This window comes from Micromonospora sp. L31, assembly GCF_052068075.1.
In the GTDB taxonomy this organism is placed as follows: domain Bacteria; phylum Actinomycetota; class Actinomycetes; order Mycobacteriales; family Micromonosporaceae; genus Micromonospora; species Micromonospora purpureochromogenes.
Map to the genome: position 1 here is coordinate 1 of NZ_JBQHDC010000004.1, position 17,516 is coordinate 17,516.

Here is a 17,516-nt window from a genome sequence, read left to right on the forward strand (position 1 = left end):
CGCTCAGCCCGTCGAGCTTCCAGATCAGGTCATCGCGAGTCGCCTGGAGGTAGTGGTGCAGCGCAGCCTTCGGGTCGTCCAGATCAGCCATGCCTGCCAGTCTTTCTCATGCGCCGAGCCGGTGTGCGAGGTGTCGCCTGCAAGATCAGCGCCCGCCTGGATGGGGCGGCATCCTCACTTGCCGCCGATCGTGTGCGTCGGCCAGCGATCAGCCGTCACGGCGGATGGTCGGCCCGTGGAGACGACGAAACACCCGGCCTCTATGGTGGGCCGATGGCATCGGTCAAGCAGATCCAAGTCACCTTCGACTGCGCAGAACCTGAGCGCGTCGCTCGGTTCTGGTGCGAGGTGTTGGGGTACGTCGTACCGCCGCCACCGGAGGGGTTTGCTACCTGGGAGGATTTCGGTCGCGCGCTGCCGCCTGAGCATAAGGGCTCAGCGTTCGCATGCCTTGATCCCTCAGGTGTGGGCCCGCGACTGTTCTTCCAGCGCGTTCCCGAAGGCAAGGTCGTCAAGAATCGGGTGCATCTTGACGTGCGGGTCGGCACCGGGCTCGTGGGCGAAGAGCGCGTGGCCGCACTTGAGGCCGAATGCGCACGACTGGTCGCGCTCGGCGCGGTACGCGTGCGACTACTGCCTGCCGATGGCGACAACGAGTCGTGCCTCCTGATGCAGGACATCGAGGGCAACGAGTTCTGTCTCGACTGAGTGGCCGCGAACGTGGCACCTTCGCGAGCAGCCAGCCGCTCGTGGCTTTGCCGATGAGCGATAGACGGTTCCGAAGGACCACCGATCACGCGGGAGTTACGGGCTGCCCAACGGGCGATCGGGCTACTGCGTCTGAGCCGGTCGCGAAGGGGCGTCGAGGAGTACTTCGTACAGGTAGAGGTCACGGTTGGCGCCTATGTGGCGGAACCCGGCACGTTCGAGGGTCCGCTGGGAGGCGACGTTGTCCCCGGTGGTGTCGGCGACAACTCGGGACAATCCGTGATCGGCGGCGACGTTCAGCAGGGCGACGAGTGCCTCCGCTGCATAGCCGTGACCACGGGCTGATGGGGCAAGGCCGTAACCGACCCCGACACATCCGTCGTCCGGCTGACCCTTGAAACCGATTCCACCGATGGCCTTCCCGTCGGCGGTCCGGGTGATCCGGTAGTGCCCGAAAGGGCGCTGGTCCCCGTGGGCGGCCGTGGCTGTGAGAAAGGCCGTGACGCCGATGACGTCGCCGTCGAAAGGAAAATCCTCAGCCCAGGCATCCCCGGCTCCGGCGCGCCGCCCGACGATGCGTTCACCCTCTGCCGCGTCGATGGCGTGCAAGCACAGTCGCGGCGTTCGAAGTTCGGTCACGGGCAACACAGAAGCAGCCCTCGACACTCCGCACAAGCCGATTACGCCACCTCGGAAAAGGCCGGTCGCGGAACCCTTGGGACGCACATGCCGCTGACAGCGCGAGCGTCACGGCGCTGTCGGTGGGTGCCAAGGTCGTGTGCGGCTAGACCTGGCGGCCGTAGGTGACGGCTTCCCGGACGAGCCGAGGCGCCTTCTCAGCAAGCTGCGGATCTGGCCGTGCTCCCAGCGCGTCGTTGATAGTGGAAAACGCCAGCCGGAACGCGATCCAGGTCGTCGCCTCGAAGATTTCCTGGTCAGTGAGACCCGCGTCGCGTAAGTGCTCCACGTGAGCCTCGGTCGTGGCATTCGGATCCTGGACGACCTGACGAGACCAACCGGCCAGTGCGGCCTCCCGCTCGGACAGGTCACTGTCGACGCCTTGCAGCACCCGTGCGGCGGTCGCCTCGTCACTGAGTTCGGCCAGCCGGGAACCCCACGCCAGCGCACAGTATGCGTCGCTGCGGGCAGCGGCGGTGGCGGCGACCATCACGGCTACTTCCCTTGACGACAGGCCTGAATCAGCCAGGAGATCACCACGCAGGGCCTGGAAGGACGCCAGCACATCAGGACGCCAGCACCAGACACGAGTGAGGTTGTTGATGTAGCCGTCGGAGGTGAGATCGGCCTCGTAGGCGGCAGTCACCGCTGGGCTTTGCGACGGATCGGCGAGGAATGCAGCCGGACGGTTCATAGGGTTAGTGTGCTGCACCCGGCGACCGCCCACAGACCGATCAACGACAGCTCGGGGACGGGCGCTCTCGTGCTCGGGGAAGGGTCGGTCAGGCCCGCTCGGCCACGCGGGCGACGAACGCCCGCCAGGCGGCCGGCGAGAAGGTCAACGCCGGACCGGCCGGGTCCTTGGAGTCCCGCACCCCGACGATGCCCGGCACGTTGTCGGCGACCTCGACGCACGCGCCGCCGTTCGTGGAAGAGCGGGATGACTTCCGCCATTTGGCACCGGTCATGTCCATGTCTTTGCCGCTTCCGTGAGAACGTCGAGAGTCAGGCCGAGCGGGAGGGCCTCGCCCCGGACCGCGTCCCACGACAGTCCAAGGCTAGCAACCTCCTCGGCCTGTCCCACGATCTGCGCCGCACGCTGGTTGTCGACGTAGCCGGCCCGAGACCCGTCCGGCAGGTCGGCGACGATGAATGCCCCGGCCAGGCCCGAGTACATGCCAGCCGACGTCGGGACGATGTGCAACTGGATATGCGGCTGTTCGGCGCAGGCGATGAGGTGCTGCAGCTGCTCGGCCATCACGTCCGCGCCGCCGCACGCCCGTCGGACGACCATCTCGTCCAGAACCACGAACAGCTGCGGGGCGGGTTCGCGGGCGAGGACGACTTGCCGCTCCATGCGCGCCGCGACCCGCTGGTCGAGTTCCGAGGTGGGCACCCGTGCCGCCCGGAACGTTGCACGTGCATACCCCTCGGTCTGCAGGAGGCCGGGCACGAAGGCGTGCTCGTACCAGCGCAACGCGGTCGCCTCGCGCTCAATCTCGATCCACTCACGGAGCCAGATCGGCGCGGCGTCGCCCTTGACCAACTCATCCCAGAGGGTCGCGAAGTAGCCGTCCGCGCCCAGCGCGTCGTCGACCGCTGTCAGGTAAGGCCGAGTGGGCGGCTTCGTACCGGTCTCGATCGCGCTTACCTGGGAGTCGGAGCAGAAGACGCGCTCGCCCAGCTGGGCTTGAGTCAGCCCCGCAGCCGTCCGCCGTCGCCGCAGCTCGCGCAGAAGGTACTCCGACGGCGAGATTCCCACAGCTTCCACGCCCTTCCACGGTCTCCCACGGCATTCCTCACCCGTCTCCAACCGACCGCCACGCTCCGCGATCCTGCGGTCACTGTTTCCAGCGTATGAGTCGGGCGTCCAGGGTGGAAGCCAGGACGGCGCGGCCGGTGGAGGAGACGAAACCCGGCGGTCGCGTTCGTGGCGGGGCCGCCCCGGCGATGGCGGGGTGGCCCCATCTCCAACGCCGACAGACAGGGAAGAACCGTGCCCAAGGACAAGCCGCAGCCCGAGCAGAAGCCGAGCGAGCTATCAGCACCGCCACCGCCGCGCGTACCGGGTCCAGTCGGTCCACTCGTCCCGCCGTTCCGAGGCCGCGGACGGGTGAACGCCACACCGGGGGCACCGCCGGCTGCTGTCCCGGGCACGGCCATGAGGCCTGGAGCCACCATCATTGTCCCGGAGGCCGACTACGCCTTCGGCGCGGGCCCGTTGCGCATGCGCGTCGAGGAGGTGGTCGGCCAGGCCACGCACGGCGGCGAGCGCTGGGCCGAGTTGCGGGGGCACGACGTACGGCCGGACGGCTCGGTGGACCCCCGCGAGCGGTACGCCTCCGTGCGGGTCGACCGGGTCACGGTGATCGCATGATCGAGCAGGCGACACGGCACATTCCCCTGCGGCCGATGTGGCTGTGTCGCGTCGACGCCCATCCCTGGCCGTGCGCCTCGGCGAAGCTCGACCTGCTCGACGCGTACGCGGACGACCGGCACGGGCTGCGGCACCACCTGTCGGAGCTGAAGGACGAGGCCGAGGACGACATCGCCCAGCTCGACAGCGGCAACCGCCCCCAGCTGGCCGATCGTTTCCTGTCCTGGGTCCGTCCGCGCGGCTGACCCTCCGCACGGACGCGCCTTCAGCGCTGCCTCCCCGTGAACGGTGGCCCGGGACGGGTCTGCGGCCGGGGGCGGCGACGACCCCGGCAGGAGGCGTCGAGGTCAGGCTCCGGGCTCCTGGTCCACATCGGAGCGGAAGTGGACGACCCCGCTGGCGCGATCCAGCCGGTACCAGGCCGACGCGTCGTCCGCCCCCGCGTCGAAGCGCGCGTCCAGTGCCGGCCCCGACCACCAGTCGGGGCGGGATGGCAACCATGGCGACAGTCGCGCGTCGGGCGCGACCAAGTCGGCGCGGTCCTCAGTGTCCGGCGCTGTCAATCGCGTCAACGCGGCCACGTCGGCGACCCGGGCGACACCCTCGCGGGCCAGGCGCAGGGCACCGGGGCTGAGGTCGCAGAGTCCGCCGTCGACCCGCTGCACCCAGTGCACCTCCAGGATCGCGCCGAGCGGTGCCAACTCCCGGACGACCGGCGCCACGTCGGTGTGCAGCGGCGCGGCGACCCCCGCCTCCCGCTCGTCGCAGCTCGCCGGTGAGAACGACGGGCCGAGTCCGACCGCGCAGAGCCCGACCAGGCCGACGGTCCAGAGCGCGACCGGCCACGCGTGACGGGCCCACCGCCTCACCGACACGGCCACCGGGGAATCGCCGACCGACAACATCTGATCATGGGAAGAGGCTACGCCCGCCGTGCCGGAGCGGACTCGTCGTCGCCCGGCCGGTCGGCCAGCGCCACACCGACCGCCTCCTCCGGGGTGTCGACGTGGCGCGGGCCGGACACCGGCGCCCCGGTGGCGTCCACCACCCGCCAGCCGCCGAGCACCACCACCGGTACCCCGCCCCGGCGCATCGCCAGCGCCACCTCGCTGAGGGTGCCCCAGGAGCCGCCCACGGCGATCACCGCGTCGCCGCTCCACACCAGGACGGCGTTGCGGGCCTGTCCCAGGTTGGTCAGCAGCGTCGCCGAGGCGTCGGCGACCGGGCCGGGGGCGGTGCCGTCGTCGGGGCGTACCGCGATGACCAGGCCGTGGTGGGCCCGGGCGCCGGCGGCGACCGCGGCCATCACCCCGCCGCCACCTCCGCAGAGGACGGTCGCGCCGCGCGCGGCGAGCAGCTCCCCCACCCGGCGGGCGTGGGCCAGCTCGGCCGGCGTCGCGGACGCCGGGCCACAGACCGCCACCTGCACCACCCGGCCTCACCTCCGCCGCCGAGGTTATCGCCGGTGACGGCCGCCGAGGGGGTACGCCACGAGCGCCTCGCCTCGACCCGCACTCGTACCATCCCGGCATGCGGCAGGAGGCGGAACCGCGGCGCCAGGGCGTCGTGCCGCGAGCGGAGATCTGGATCCGCCTCGCACTGGTGCTGGTGTTCGGGGGCAGTCTCACCCTGATCGGCCTGGGTGCCCTGTGGCAGGGTGCCCGGGCGACGGTCGGCGAACACACCGGGGTCCCGGGACGGGTCGAGGTCACCGGATGCGATTCGTCGGTGCGCCGGGAGGTCCGCCGGTGGATCTGCTCGGGCCGGTTCACGGCCGACGACGGGAGCCTGCGCATCCCGCAGGTGACGATCGAACCGATCTTCGACGAGCGCCCGACGACGCCGGTCCGGGCGCGGGTGCAGGGGCCGGGCGCGACCGTGGCATGGCGTCCGAGCAAGGTGCCCTACACCAGCTTCGGCTTCGGGGTGGCGTTCCTGGGGCTGGCGTTCGGCGCGTCCTGGGGGCTCCTGCGCGACTACGGCACCGGCGACGACGGACTGTCGAAGCGGGCCCGCCGGCGTCTGGAACGGCAGCAGCGGGGCCCGGCCGGCCCGCCGCAGCTGGGCAACCGGGCCCGCAGCCGACGCCACAGGCGACGCCGGTCCGCCACGTGAGGTGGCTCCCCGGTGCACGCACCGGGGAGCCACCTCAACCGGCGTCAGAAGACGGCGACGCCGTACTTGCTCAGGGCTTCCTTGACGGGCTGGAAGAAGGTCTGGCCGCCGGTGCGGCAGTTGCCACTTCCGCCGGAGGTCAGGCCGAGCGCGGTGCTGCCGGCGTAGAGCGGGCCGCCGCTGTCGCCGCCCTCGGCGCAGACGTTGGTGGCGATCATGCCGCGCACGGTGCCCTCGGCGTACCGGACGGTGGCGTTGAGGCCGGTGACCGTGCCGGTGCGGGTGCCGGTGGTGCTGCCGCGGCGGGTCACGGCCTGGCCGACGTACGCGTCACCGGCGGCGGTGATGTCCTGCGTGCCGACCGAGCCGTCGATGGCGACCGAGGTGTTGGTGTAGCGGACGATGCCGTAGTCGTTGCCGGGGAAGCTGCTGCCGGTCCGGTCGCCGAGCTTGGTGCTCAGCGCCGAGTTGGCGTACCAGCTCGCCGAGAGGTTGGTGCAGTGCCCGGCGGTGAGGAAGTAGTAGGTGCTGCCGCTGCGCACGTTGAAGCCGAGCGAGCAGCGGTAGCCGCCGCCGTAGATGGCGTCGCCGCCGGAGATCCGCATGCTCAACGTCCCGGCCAGGTCGGTCGTGCGCGCGCTGCCGCCGGAGGCGGCCACGGCGGCCCCGATGCGGGCCCGGTCGGCGGCGCTGACCGTGCTGTCCACGCCGACCACGACCTGGTTGGTCACCGGGTCGACGTACGTCGCGGTGCCGGTGACGCCGAGGTCCACCCGGGACTGCGCGCGCTCCAGCGCGGCGGTGCTGCGGGTGACCAGGCGGGCCTGCCCGCCGGCGGCCCGGACCGTGGCGGCGGCGCGCGCGTCGGTCACGGCGACGACGGTACGCCCGGAAGTGTCGACGTAGGAGCCGGCGGTACGGTCGGCGCCGAGCGCGGCCGTGAGGGTGGCGGCCCGTTCGGCGGACAGGGGTGCGGGGGCGGCGTGCGCCGGTGCCGCGGCGACGGCGCCGGTGAGCAGGGCGACGGTGACGGCGGACATCACACCACGTCGAGTGAGTCTCACGCGTTCCTCCCGGGGAGGGCTGGACGGCCCGATCGGCCGATCGATGAGTGCACATGTTTCTCCCGGCGCCGGGACGGATCCAGGCCCCCGGCGCGGTTGTTCACCCCGGGCCGGACCGGACGTGGCCGCGTAACGCGTCGACATCGATGGACGCTGTTGGATTCGGCGCACTGCCAGCTCAGGGTCGTGCTTCCGACGCGGTGTCGACGCCCATTGCCCGGGTCGGCTAGCCTGCCGGCCATGCCATCGACGCTGACCGAAGCGACCGATCCGTACTGCCTGCGCGAGGGCGAGAGCGCGGCGCTGCTCGCCGGGCATCCGTGGCGCCGGTTCGTGGTGCTGGGCGACAGCGTCGCCGAGGGGATGTGCGAGCCGGTTGACGGGTATCCGCCGGTGCAGTGGGCGGACCGGATCGCCGCCGAGCTGCGTGCGGCCCACCCCGGGCTGGCGTACCTCAACCTGGGCCGGCGGGGGCTGCGGGCGCACGAGGTGCGTGCGGCGCAACTGGACGCGGCGCTGGCCTTCGACCCCGACCTGGCCCTGGTGGTCTGCGGCGGCAACGACGCGTTCCGCCCGGCTTTCGACCCGGACGCGGTCGACGCCGAGCTGGCCGAGATGATCGGTGCGCTGCGGGACGCCGGGGCGGACGTGGTCACCGTCGGCATGTTCGACGTCTCGCACAGCCCGGCCGTCCCGGCTCCCCTGCGGTCCGGACTGAGCGAGCGGATGCGTCGTCTTTCTTCGCACACGGGGCGGCTGGCCGCGCGGCTGGGCACGGTGCACGTGCACCTCACCGACCACCCGGCCGGCGCGGAGGCGTCGCTGTACAGCAGCGACGGCCGGCACGGCAGCGCCCGCAGCGACGCCATCGCGGCGGCGGAGACGGTACGCCGGCTCGGCGCCCACCTCGCCGCCCGACGCGCGCCCCGGCCGTGACCCGGGATCGTCTGTCGTCTCCCGACGCCGGCCGCGACGGGAGACGACAGACGATCCTCGGCCGGGTCAGTCGGTGAGCAGGATGCCGGTCAGCAGGACGCCCCGGGCGAGGTTGAGCACGCCCTCGCAGCCGGGGTAGCCGACCCGGGCCAGCGCGCCGGAGCCGGTGCGGCCGAACAGGTACGGGGCGATGCTGTACGGCACCTCGGCGGTGACCACCTCCCCGGTCTCGATCTGCACGAAGTCCATCGCCACCCGGTCGGCCGGCATGTACCGCTGCAGGATGTTGCCGCCCCGCGCCACGGCCGCGCGAACCCCGTCGGCCCAGGCCGCCGCGCTCAGCTCCGGGCCGATCAGCACGTCGTGGCCCGCGGAGCCGTCGGCCGGCTTGGCCACCAGCTCCGCCTGCTCGGCCAGCGCCCGGTCCAGCTCGGCCTCGGTCAGCACCACCGTGTGCGGCACGTACCGGCGGATCAGGGCCTGGTCGTCGGCGGGGAGCTGGTCCAGGTCCTCGTAGAGCCAGGCGAAGTTGACCTTGTTGCCGAGCAGCCAGGCGGCGGCGCTGACGAACATCGGCAGGGTGCCGGCGGCGAGCGCCCCCGCCACCGCCTCCAGGCCGGGGCTCGGCGTGACCCGGTTGGGCACGAAGAGCCGGAACAGCGCGTCCACCGGCGCGCCGCCCACCACCAGCCGCCGGTCGGCGTCCAGGGTGGCGGTGGCGACCGGGGCGATGACCAGGTCGATGCCGAAGCGCCGGGCCTGGTCCACCAGGGGCGAGAGGATGCGGATGAACGTCTCCGGGTCGTCCAGCCCCGGGTACTCGGCGTCGAAGTCCATCAGCAGCGCCACCCGGGCCCCCTCGGCCAGGCCCAGTTCGTCGCGGATCGCCACGAACCGCTGGTCCAGCAGGGACGGTGCCGGCCGCGCCGGCACGCCGTCGAGGAGGCCGCGCTCCCGGTAGAGCTGGGCGAAGCGCTGGATCACCGTGTCGGCGTCGAAGCCGCCGCCGAGGCTGCTGTCGATGTTGTACTCGACGATCCGCGGCTCCCCGCCGGAGAGCAGCACGTCCGGCCGGTACGCGGCCAGCAGCGCCTCGGTCAGCGGCTCGTCCTCGTCGAGCAGCCGGGTCTCCCCCGCCGGCACGCCGAGCAGCCGCCGCAGTTCGCCCGCCGTTCGGGCGCGCCGCCGGCAGGCGTCCAGGACGAGCTGGGCGATCCGGTCGCAGACCTCGTTCAGCTCGCGGAAGGAGTCGGCCGTCAGCACCGTCGGCCGGGCCAGCCGCCACTGCTTGTTGTACGTCGCCCGGCCGTGGAAGATCCGCTCCCACTCCTGCGCCCCGGCCGCGACCATCGCCCGACGGGCGGCATCCGGCAGGTCGGTCCACGCCCGGCCGGCCGCCGGCCACCGGTAGTTCACATCGATCATGATCCGTCCTTGGTCACGTGGTGGATGGCGGCGGTGAGGGCCGCCCGGCCGGGCTGCACGGCCCGGTCCAGCGCGGGCGCGAAGGGCAGCACGGCGCCGTCCGGGCGGGTGACCCGCCGGGGCGGGGCGGCCAGCGGGACCCGTTCCACGACACTGGCGATGATCTCCCCGGCGATGCCGCAGGACCGGTTGGAGTCGTCGAGCACCACCAGCCGCCCGGTCCGGGTCACCGAGTCGACCAGCCCGTCGAGGTCGAACGGGTAGAGCGTGCGCGGGTCGAAGACCTCGACCGACACCTGGTCGGCCAGTTCCCCGGCGACCGCGAGCGCGTCGTGCACCAGATGCCCGACGGCGACCACGGTCACGTCGTCGCCGGCCCGGCGCACCACGCCCCGGCCCAACGGCACCGGGGCGAGGCTGGCGAAGTCGACGTCCTCGCGGACGTCCAGCGCGCCGGCCGGGGCGAAGACCACCACCGGGTCGTCGTGCCGGATCGCCGAGACCAGCAGCCCGTACGCGTCGGTCGGGGTGGCCGGCACCGCGGTGACGATCCCGACGTGGGCGAAGAGCGAGTACGGGTGGTCGGAGTGCTGCCCCGCCCAGCCGGTCCGGGAGCCGGAGCCGGGCACCAGGTAGGTGACCGGGGCGGCGCACTGCCCGCCGGTCATCAGCGGGAACTTGTGCGCGTGGTTGACGATCTGCTCGAAGACCAGGAAGAGCAGCGACGGGATCTGGAACTCCACCACCGGGCGCATCCCGGCCAGCGCCGCGCCGGTGGCGAAGCTGGTGAACGCCTGCTCGGACAGGGGCGTGTCCAGGACCCGCTCCGGCCCGAACCGCTTGAGCAGGCCGGCGGTGATGTTCGACGCGGCCACCCGGATGTCCTCGCCGAGCAGGAACACCGCCTCGTCGCGGGCCAGTTCGTCGGCGAGCGCCCGGGTCAGCGCCTTGCGGTAGGACAGCCGTGGCATCAGCCACCTCCCGTCCGGGCGGTCAGCCCGCTGGCGTACAGGTGGTCCAGCGCGCCGGCCGGGTCGGGCTCGGGGCTGGCCAGGGCGAACGCGACGGCCGCGTCGAGCGTCGACTCGACCTCCGCGTCGACGGCCGCCCGGTCCGCCGGGACGAGCCGGGCGCCCTGGATGTGCACCGGGTCCCGGGAGCGGCCCTCGGCCACCTCCTCCGGCGGGCGGTAGTCGAGGCGTACCGCGTGTTCGAAGGTGTGGTGGGCGTCGAAGCGGTAGGTGCGGGCCTCGACCAGCTCCGGGCCGCCGCCGGCGCGCATCCGCGCGACGGCGGCGGCCGCGCCGTCGCGTACCGTCTCCGGGTCCTGGCCGTCGACGACGGCGGCCGGCATGCCGAACGCCTCGGCCCGGCCGACGATGGTGCCGGCGACCGCGCCGGCGACCGGCATGGTGGTGGCGTAGCCGTTGTTCTCGCAGACGAAGAGCACCGGCACCCGCCAGAGCGCGGCCAGGTTGAACGCCTCCAGCAGCATCCCCTCGTTGACCGCGCCGTCGCCGAAGAAGGTCGCCCCCACCACGTCGTCGCCGCGCCGCCGGCGGGCCCAGACCGCGCCGGTGAGGATCGCCCCGGAGGCACCGACGATGGCGTTGGCGCCGAGCACCCCGCGGGAGAAGTCGGCGGCGTGCATCGAGCCGCCCCGGCCCCGGTTCAGCCCGGTCTCCCGCCCCAACAGCTCGGCCATCATCCGGGCCGGGTCGGCACCCTTCGCCAGCACGTGCCCGTGCCCGCGATGGGTGCCGGTGACCAGGTCCTCCTCGCGCAGCGCGGCGCACACCCCGGCGGCGATCCCCTCCTGACCGAGGTACGGGTGGATGCCGCCGACGATCGCCCCGGAGTGGACCAGCTCGACGGCCCGCTCCTCGAAGCGGCGGATCAGCCGTACCGTGCGGTAGAGCCGGACCGGGTCGGCGCCGGTCACCGGTCGCGCCCCTCCTTCACGGCGACGAGGATGTCGTCCCACAGCGCGGCCCGGGCGGTGAGCGCCAGGTTGACCGTGTCGGCGCACTCCTGCCACCTGGCGTCGTCGTCGCCGCAGAGGTCGGCGAGCATCTGCATCGCCATCGGGGTGTGCTGCTCCCCGTCGACCTCGATGTGCCGCTCCAGGTAGTCGACGAAGGTGTGCAGCCGGTTGCTGCGCTCGTTGACGGCGACGACCTGGGTGAACATGTCGGGGATCAGGTCCTCGCGGCCGAAGGCGAAGGCGGCGGCCTGGCAGTGCACCGGGGTCGACTCGATGATCTTCCAGGTGGTGGCGGCGAACCGCGTTGACGCAGCCGGGACGCCGGCCTCGGCCAGCGCGGCGGTCACCGGGCGACCGGCCCGCAGCAGCTCGACCAGCGCGTCCACGGCGGTGGTGTCCGCGCCGGCCTCCCGCATGCCGCGCACGTAGAGCTCGAAGTGGCTGATGTAGCCCTCGCCGAGCTCGTCGCTCTCCTCGACCATCACGATGTCGTTGATCAGGCGGCGGCTGCCGGTCGGGCCGGTGGGGATCCACGGCACCGTGACGCAGGTGAGCTGCCGTTGCAACGACTTCAGCAGGGACATGAAGTCCCAGACCGCGAAGACGTGGTGCTCCATGAAGGTGACCAGCGCCTCGTGGGTGTCCAGGTTGGCGTAGAGCGGGTGCTTGACCACCACGTCGCGGCGGTCGGTCACCGCCTGCTCCAGCCGCTCGATGCCCGGATGCGTCTTCCCCCAGTCGTACCGTGACATGTCAGCCTCCCTGCTGGGCGCGGTCGCGCCAGATGACCGGGCAGTATTCGGGGTCCGCGTAGTCGGGCCGCCCCTCGTGGGTGCGGCGGACCAGCACGTCGTGGTTGTACGCGGCGAGCGTGCCGTCGGAGAGCCGATACTCCCGCCAGGCGTTGTCGCCGTCCTGCAGGTGCAGCGAGATCGCCTGGCGCGGGCGGCCGCTGACGTTGGCGCCGCTGCCGTGGTAGGTGCGGCAGTGGTGGAAGCTCATGTGTCCCTTGGGGATGACCATCGGGATCTTGCGGATCTCCGCGCCGTTGTACGCGGCGTTCTCGGCCAGCATCTCCTCGAGCTGGTCGCGGTCCCGGTCGGCGAAGTGCCGTACGACGGTGTCGTCGGCGCCGATCTCCTGCCACCGGTGCGAGCCGTCGACCATGGTGATGGTGCCCATCTCCTCCCCGCAATCGTGGAACGGGATGAAGGCGGTGAGCATCTTCTCCGACGACGAGGACGCCCAGTAGTGCTTGTCGAAGTGCCAGGGCACGATGTTGGACGGCTCGCCGGAGATCGGCGGCTTGTAGATCAGCGTGGACTGGAAGATCCGGATCTCGTCGGCCTGCGCCAGCCGGGCGGCGACCGCGCCGATCAGCGGCTTGCGCAGGATCGCCGCCAGCCCGTCGTGCTCGTGGTGGACGTAGTCGTTGTGCCGCTGCACCGGGCCCTTGGCCGGTTCCCAGTAGGCGAGCTTCGGCGGGCGCACCGGCAGGCGGCGGTCCCGCTCGCCGCCGTAGTAGCGGTCGGCGGCGGCGGTGAGCGCGTCCACCTCCTCGTCGGTGAGCAGCTTCTTCGACAGGTACCAGCCGTGTTCGGCGTAGCGGCGCACGTCCTCGTCGGACGGGAGCAGCGCCTCCTCCTCGGCGGTCAGCGTCGGATGGAACTCCGTGGTGGTCATGCCCCAACCCCTCGTGCCGTGCCGGCCACGACGGCGGGGGTTGCCCCCGCCGCGGCCAGCTCCCGTTCCTTGGCCTCGTAGAGCGCCTTGATGTTGCCGCTGCCGAAGGTGCGCGCCCCGCGCCGCTCGATCAGTTCGAGGAAGAGGGTGCGGCGCACGTGCATCGACTCGGTGAAGATCTGCAGCAGCTGCCCGCCGTGGTCGGAGTCGACCAGGATGCTCAGGTCGCGCAGCCGGTCCAGCGGCGCGTCGATCGGGCCGACCCTCCGCTCCAGGTCGTCGTAGTAGGCCCCGGGGGTGCCGGCGAAGCGCACCCCCCGCTCGGCCAGCGCCCCGACGGCGGTGACGATGTCGTCGGTGCGCAGCCCGAGGTGCTGCACCCCGGCGCCGTGGTGCGCGGTGAGGAACGCGTCGATCTGGCCGGGGCGGTGGCCCGCGTCCGGTTCCAGCAGCACCAGGGTGACCCGCCCGGACGGGCTCTGCACCACCTTGGAGTTCATCGCCTGGCCGGCGACCTCGATGTGCTCCTCGAAGATCTGCGCGAAGCCGAAGACCCGCTGGTAGTGCGCGACGGTCTCGTCGAGCTGCCCCGGCGGCACGCAGACCGCCAGGTGGTCGATCTCGGCGAGCAGCTTGTGGTCGTCGGTGACCGGCGGCGTCGTCTCCACCGCCCCGGGCAGGAACTCCGTCCGGTCGCCGCGCCGCTCCACCAGCCGGTGCAGCACGTCGCCGAAGCCGCCGACCTCGGCGGTCACCACCTCGGCGTCCGCGCCGGTCCAGGTCCGCGGCGCGCTCACCCCGGTCGCACCCCGGGCCACCAGCTCCGCGTACGCCCCGGCGGCGTCGCCGACCTCCAGCGCCACCACCGCGATCCCGTCGCCGTGCCGCTGCACGTACGTCGAGGCGGGATGCCCGGCGGTCAGCCCGGAGGTGAGCAGCATCCGGATGTCGCCCTGGCTGAGCAGCAGCGAGCGCTGCCCGGCCAGCCCGGTCTCCGGTCCCCCCTGGCCCCGCAGTTGGAAGCCGATCGCGGTGCCGAAGTAGAAGGCGGCCTGCCGCGCGTCCCCCACGTACAGTTCGATGTGGTCTATTCCACGGATGTCCATCTCCAGCCCTTCCCCATGTCCCCCCGTGAGTGCGGTCCGGGCGCGTAAGGCCCGGGTTGTCACCTGTGCGGCCCGGCGGCCCGCGCCCCGGCGGTGCGCCGCAGCAGCAGGCTGACGTTCTGGCCGCCGAAGCCGAACGAGTTGGTCAGCGCGAACTCCGTCCCGGTCGCCCGGGGCTCGACCCGGATGTGGTCCGCCGGGCAGTCCGGGTCCGGGTCGTCGAGGTGGTACGTCGGCGGCAGCAGCCCCGCGCCGAGGGCCAGCGCGCAGGCGGCGGCCTCGACCACCCCGGACGCGCCGAGCAGGTGCCCGGTGAGCGCCTTGGTGGAGCTGACCGGCACCCCGCCGACGCCGAAGACCGTCGCCAGCGCGGTGGTCTCGGCGATGTCGCCGAGCTTGGTGCCGGTGCCGTGCGCGTTGACGTAGCCGACGTCGCCCGCCGACACTCCCCCGCCGGCCAGCGCCCGCCGCATGCACTCGGCCGCGCCCGCGCCGTCCGGTCGGGGCGCGGTCGGGTGGTACGCGTCGGTGGTCGCGCCGTACCCGGCCACCTCGGCGTAGGCGGTGACGCCGCGCGCCGCGGCGTGCTCGGCGCGTTCCAGCACCAGCAGCGCCGCCCCCTCGGCGAGGACGAACCCGTTGCGCCGGCTGTCGAACGGCCGGCTGGCCCGGGTCGGGTCCGCCCAGCCACGGGCCAGCGCCCGGGCGTTGCCGAAGGTGTCGGCGAAGGTCGGGAAGAGCGGCGCCTCGCTGGCCCCGCAGATCACCACGTCGGCCTCCCCGCCCCGGATCAGCCGGACCGCGTCAGCGACCGACTGGGCGCCGGAGGCGCACGCCGTGCCCACCGCGGAGCTGTAGCCGCGGATGCCGTGCGCGATGGCGATCCGCGCCGACGGCATGTTCGGCAGGATCCCGGTCAGCAGGTACGGGCTGACCGCCGCCCGCCCCCGGGCGGCCCGCGCCACCACCTGCGTCTCCAGCGTGGACATCCCGCCGACCCCGCCGACGATCACGCCGATCCGCGCCGGGTCGACGTCCCGGCCGACCTCGATCCCGGCGTCGGCGAGCGCGTCGGCGGCGGTGAGCAGCGCCAGCACCACGATCCGGTCGAGCACCTTGGTCTCCGGGCCGGCGGCGACCGTACGCGGGTCGATCGGCGGCAGCAGCCCGGCGACCTCCAGCGACTCCCGGGCGGGGTGCCCCTCGGGCGGCCGGGCCAGCCCGGACTTCCCGGTGGTCAGCGCGTCGAAGGTGGCCGCCACGCCCCGCCCGACCGGGCTGAACAACCCCATTCCGGTGATGACGACGGTCATGACGGCGACTCGGTCAGGTAGCGCTCGCGCAGCGCCACCTTGCGTACCTTGCCGGTGACGGTCACCGGGATGTCGGCGGAGGCGACCGGCACCACCCGGCGCAGGGTCGCGCCGACGTCCGCCCCGAGCGCTGCGCGGACGGCCCCGGTGCGGTCGGTCCCCGGGTCGGCGCCGGCGGCCAGTTCCAGCAGCACGTCGGTGACCACGGTGCCGTCGTCCCGCTTGACGATCACCACGGTGCAGTCGGTGACGTCGGAGCAGGCCGCCAGGATGCGCTCCTCCGACAGCGCGGTGAAGAAGCGCCGCCCGTCGGCCAGCTCCACCGAGTCGACGGCCCGGTCCAGGTGGTAGTAGCGGCCCTCGGCGTCGGCGTACACGAGGTCGCCGGTGAGGTACCAGCCGCGCAGCCGGGACCGGTAGGTGGTCACCGAGTCGTTCCAGTAGCCGCGGAACAGCGACGGGGAGTCGATGCCCAGCCAGCCCACCTCGCCGGGGGGCAGTTCGTTGCCGTCTAGGTCGAGCACCGCCACCCTGGTGAAGCGGTAGGGACGGCCGACGCAGCGGCCGTACCGGTCGGTGTCGGCGGTGTGGGTGAGGTGGAACATCGAGTGGCCCATCTCGCTGGAGCCGAGCCCGTCGATGAAGACCGAGCCGGGTACCCGCACCACGCCCTCGCGGGTGACGGTGTCCCGGGAGCCGACCGCGACGAGGCGCCGCACGTGCGGCTCGTGTGAGCAGTCGCCGGTGTTGAACCACAGCCGCACCGAGTCCAGGTCGTACCCGGACAGGTCGAAGCGGGCCAGCTCCGCCCAGGTGACGGAGAAGCCGAACACCCCGTCGGGGCGCCAGCGCTGGATCGCGTCGAGTACCCGCTCGCCGCCCTGCTCGGACAGGAGCAGCATCTCCGCCCGGTTGCCCAGCGCCTGGTTGACCATCAGCACGGTGGCGGTGTGCGGGGCGGGCAGCGCGTTGAGGATCCGGCTGGTGCCCTGCGCCTGCGGCATGGACAGCAGGTGCCGGGTGGCGGCGAAGAGGCTGGCGTGCGAGTGCAGCACCGCCTTCGGCACCCCGGTGGTGCCGGAGGTGTGGGTGATGACGATCGGGTCCTCGTCGTGGTGGCGGTAGTGCGGCGGCGCGTCGGCCGGGTCACCCGCGCCCGCCTCGGCGGGCTGCCCGAGCAGCGGCGCGCCCAGGTCGTGTCCCGCGAGGGCCTCGGTGTGCGCGGCGTCGGCGAGCACCCCGGCGGCGCGCAGCCGGCGGATGTACTCGGCGGCGATCTCCGGGCGGAGCTTGCCGTTCATCAGCGCGGGGATCGCGCCGAGCCGGGTCAGCGCCAGGAAGCTGAGCACCATGTCGGCGGCGCCGGTGGCCCACACCGCGATCGGGTCGCGGGGCCGCACGCCGCGCCGGTGCAGCCAGGCTGCCCGGGCGGCGACCCGCTCGTCGAGCTGGCCCAGGGTGAGCGGCCGCTCGGCGGGGTGCCCGTCGACCGGGGTGTCGAAGGTCAACCCCGGTCCCGTCGGGTCGGCCCCGTGCGCCAGCACCCGGGCGAGCACGTTGCCGGCGCCCAGCGCGGTGTCGGCGGCGAGCGCCCCGCGCAGTCCCTTCGTCCTCATTGCCTCGTTCCTCCCCCCAGCAGCACCGCGACCGCCCCGGTGGGCGTGCCGTCGGGTGCCTCTTCCATCAGGACCAGCAACGCCTCGTCGGCGTCGCCGTCGTACAGCAGCAGGTCCGCCTGGGCCAGGCCGTCCGCGCGCGGGTCGCCGGTGGGGCTCAGGCACACCACCGGGCCGTCCAGTCCCCAGCGCGCCGCGACGTGCCCGGCCACGCTGTTCGGCACCGACTGGAAGAAGAACAGCGGCCCGACCCGGCCACCGGCGGCGACCGTGGCCCGGACGTGCGCGGCGCTCGGCCGGTCACCGGCGGCGCTGACCAGCACCACCGCGCGGGTGGTGCCCGACGGCGCCGGGCGCGTGCCGTACCGGCGGGTCAGGCAGCGGTCGGCCACCGCCGCCACCAGCGGCGCGAACGGCGAGTGCACGAACCCGGGCAGCGCCGGCGGCGGCCCGTCGCCGGGCTCCGGCCAGCGCGCCTCGGCCAGCACCCCACTCCCCCCACTCCCCACCC

General features: G+C 73.1%; 21 protein-coding genes. 5 read left to right on the plus strand and 16 right to left on the minus strand.

Annotated elements, in window-relative coordinates; genetic code table 11:
• Window positions 1-273 precede the first annotated feature (273 nt).
• Window positions 274-708, plus strand: a complete 435-nt coding sequence (locus ACTMS9_RS12710; RefSeq protein WP_441145956.1) for a VOC family protein — start codon at window positions 274-276, stop codon at window positions 706-708.
• A 123-nt stretch (window positions 709-831) separates the two neighbouring features.
• Here the strand turns inward: ACTMS9_RS12710 and ACTMS9_RS12715 are convergent, their stop codons facing one another.
• The 4 genes from ACTMS9_RS12715 to ACTMS9_RS12730 form a co-directional block, all read right to left on the minus strand.
• Window positions 832-1,347 carry a GNAT family N-acetyltransferase gene (locus ACTMS9_RS12715; protein ID WP_441164978.1) on the minus strand — a complete coding sequence of 172 codons (516 nt, stop codon included), beginning with the start codon at window positions 1,345-1,347 and terminating at the stop codon, window positions 832-834.
• A 145-nt stretch (window positions 1,348-1,492) separates the two neighbouring features.
• Complete coding sequence (locus ACTMS9_RS12720; RefSeq protein WP_441164979.1) at window positions 1,493-2,080, minus strand: carboxymuconolactone decarboxylase family protein; 588 nt, start codon at window positions 2,078-2,080, stop codon at window positions 1,493-1,495.
• Window positions 2,081-2,168: 88 nt separating this feature from the next.
• A complete protein-coding gene (locus ACTMS9_RS12725; protein WP_441145962.1) occupies window positions 2,169-2,360 on the minus strand; it encodes a DUF397 domain-containing protein in 192 nt (63 codons plus the stop codon).
• Window positions 2,351-3,157, minus strand: a complete 807-nt coding sequence (locus tag ACTMS9_RS12730; RefSeq protein ID WP_441164980.1) for a helix-turn-helix domain-containing protein — start codon at window positions 3,155-3,157, stop codon at window positions 2,351-2,353. The genes ACTMS9_RS12725 and ACTMS9_RS12730 overlap by 10 nt, the downstream gene beginning before the upstream one ends.
• Before the next feature lie 390 nt (window positions 3,158-3,547).
• Here ACTMS9_RS12730 and ACTMS9_RS12735 point away from each other — a divergent pair, with 390 nt between their 5' ends.
• Together ACTMS9_RS12735 and ACTMS9_RS12740 are read left to right on the plus strand one after the other, a co-directional pair.
• The gene (locus tag ACTMS9_RS12735; protein WP_441145965.1) at window positions 3,548-3,763 is read left to right on the plus strand and encodes a hypothetical protein; all 216 of its coding nucleotides are present in this window, start codon (window positions 3,548-3,550) and stop codon (window positions 3,761-3,763) included.
• Entirely contained in the window at window positions 3,760-4,008 is a 249-nt protein-coding gene (locus ACTMS9_RS12740; RefSeq protein ID WP_441145967.1) for a flavin reductase, read from the plus strand. The genes ACTMS9_RS12735 and ACTMS9_RS12740 overlap by 4 nt, the downstream gene beginning before the upstream one ends.
• A 102-nt stretch (window positions 4,009-4,110) precedes the next feature.
• Here ACTMS9_RS12740 and ACTMS9_RS12745 read toward each other — a convergent pair whose 3' ends face one another.
• Together ACTMS9_RS12745 and ACTMS9_RS12750 are read right to left on the minus strand one after the other, a co-directional pair.
• Window positions 4,111-4,668 (minus strand): hypothetical protein, encoded by a 558-nt coding sequence (locus ACTMS9_RS12745; protein WP_441164981.1) that lies wholly within the window; start codon window positions 4,666-4,668, stop codon window positions 4,111-4,113.
• Window positions 4,669-4,685: 17 nt separating this feature from the next.
• Entirely contained in the window at window positions 4,686-5,195 is a 510-nt protein-coding gene (locus ACTMS9_RS12750) for a dethiobiotin synthetase (protein ID WP_441164982.1), read from the minus strand.
• 98 nt (window positions 5,196-5,293) lie between these two features.
• On the opposite strand from ACTMS9_RS12750, the gene ACTMS9_RS12755 reads away from it, so the two are divergent.
• Window positions 5,294-5,878, plus strand: coding sequence for a hypothetical protein (locus tag ACTMS9_RS12755; RefSeq protein WP_441145973.1), 585 nt, complete (start codon window positions 5,294-5,296; stop codon window positions 5,876-5,878).
• A gap of 44 nt (window positions 5,879-5,922) precedes the next feature.
• On the opposite strand, the gene ACTMS9_RS12760 is transcribed toward ACTMS9_RS12755, so the two are convergent.
• Window positions 5,923-6,918: a S1 family peptidase gene (locus ACTMS9_RS12760; protein ID WP_441164983.1), complete on the minus strand. Its 996-nt coding sequence runs from the start codon at window positions 6,916-6,918 to the stop codon at window positions 5,923-5,925.
• Window positions 6,919-7,182: 264 nt separating this feature from the next.
• On the opposite strand from ACTMS9_RS12760, the gene ACTMS9_RS12765 reads away from it, so the two are divergent.
• Window positions 7,183-7,878: an SGNH/GDSL hydrolase family protein gene (locus ACTMS9_RS12765; protein ID WP_441164984.1), complete on the plus strand. Its 696-nt coding sequence runs from the start codon at window positions 7,183-7,185 to the stop codon at window positions 7,876-7,878.
• A 66-nt stretch (window positions 7,879-7,944) separates the two neighbouring features.
• On the opposite strand, the gene ACTMS9_RS12770 is transcribed toward ACTMS9_RS12765, so the two are convergent.
• The 9 genes from ACTMS9_RS12770 to ACTMS9_RS12810 are packed head-to-tail and all read right to left on the minus strand — an operon-like array spanning window position 7,945 to window position 17,514.
• Window positions 7,945-9,303: a hypothetical protein gene (locus tag ACTMS9_RS12770; RefSeq protein WP_441164985.1), complete on the minus strand. Its 1,359-nt coding sequence runs from the start codon at window positions 9,301-9,303 to the stop codon at window positions 7,945-7,947.
• Window positions 9,300-10,274 (minus strand): alpha-ketoacid dehydrogenase subunit beta, encoded by a 975-nt coding sequence (locus tag ACTMS9_RS12775; protein WP_088961682.1) that lies wholly within the window; start codon window positions 10,272-10,274, stop codon window positions 9,300-9,302. Before ACTMS9_RS12775 ends, ACTMS9_RS12770 begins: the two co-directional genes overlap by 4 nt.
• Window positions 10,274-11,245: a thiamine pyrophosphate-dependent dehydrogenase E1 component subunit alpha gene (locus tag ACTMS9_RS12780; RefSeq protein ID WP_441145982.1), complete on the minus strand. Its 972-nt coding sequence runs from the start codon at window positions 11,243-11,245 to the stop codon at window positions 10,274-10,276. The genes ACTMS9_RS12775 and ACTMS9_RS12780 overlap by 1 nt, the downstream gene beginning before the upstream one ends.
• Window positions 11,242-12,039: a DUF3050 domain-containing protein gene (locus ACTMS9_RS12785; protein WP_441164986.1), complete on the minus strand. Its 798-nt coding sequence runs from the start codon at window positions 12,037-12,039 to the stop codon at window positions 11,242-11,244. The genes ACTMS9_RS12780 and ACTMS9_RS12785 overlap by 4 nt, the downstream gene beginning before the upstream one ends.
• A gap of 1 nt (window position 12,040) precedes the next feature.
• Window positions 12,041-12,970, minus strand: coding sequence for a phytanoyl-CoA dioxygenase family protein (locus ACTMS9_RS12790; protein ID WP_441164987.1), 930 nt, complete (start codon window positions 12,968-12,970; stop codon window positions 12,041-12,043).
• Window positions 12,967-14,076, minus strand: coding sequence for a 4-hydroxyphenylpyruvate dioxygenase (hppD, locus tag ACTMS9_RS12795; RefSeq protein WP_441164988.1), 1,110 nt, complete (start codon window positions 14,074-14,076; stop codon window positions 12,967-12,969). The genes ACTMS9_RS12790 and hppD overlap by 4 nt, the downstream gene beginning before the upstream one ends.
• Window positions 14,077-14,135: 59 nt before the next feature.
• Complete coding sequence (locus ACTMS9_RS12800) at window positions 14,136-15,389, minus strand: beta-ketoacyl-[acyl-carrier-protein] synthase family protein (protein WP_441164989.1); 1,254 nt, start codon at window positions 15,387-15,389, stop codon at window positions 14,136-14,138.
• Window positions 15,386-17,005, minus strand: a complete 1,620-nt coding sequence (locus tag ACTMS9_RS12805) for a class I adenylate-forming enzyme family protein (RefSeq protein WP_441164990.1) — start codon at window positions 17,003-17,005, stop codon at window positions 15,386-15,388. The genes ACTMS9_RS12800 and ACTMS9_RS12805 overlap by 4 nt, the downstream gene beginning before the upstream one ends.
• Window positions 17,002-17,514 carry a beta-ketoacyl synthase chain length factor gene (locus ACTMS9_RS12810; protein WP_441164991.1) on the minus strand — a complete coding sequence of 171 codons (513 nt, stop codon included), beginning with the start codon at window positions 17,512-17,514 and terminating at the stop codon, window positions 17,002-17,004. Before ACTMS9_RS12810 ends, ACTMS9_RS12805 begins: the two co-directional genes overlap by 4 nt.
• Window positions 17,515-17,516 lie beyond the last annotated feature (2 nt).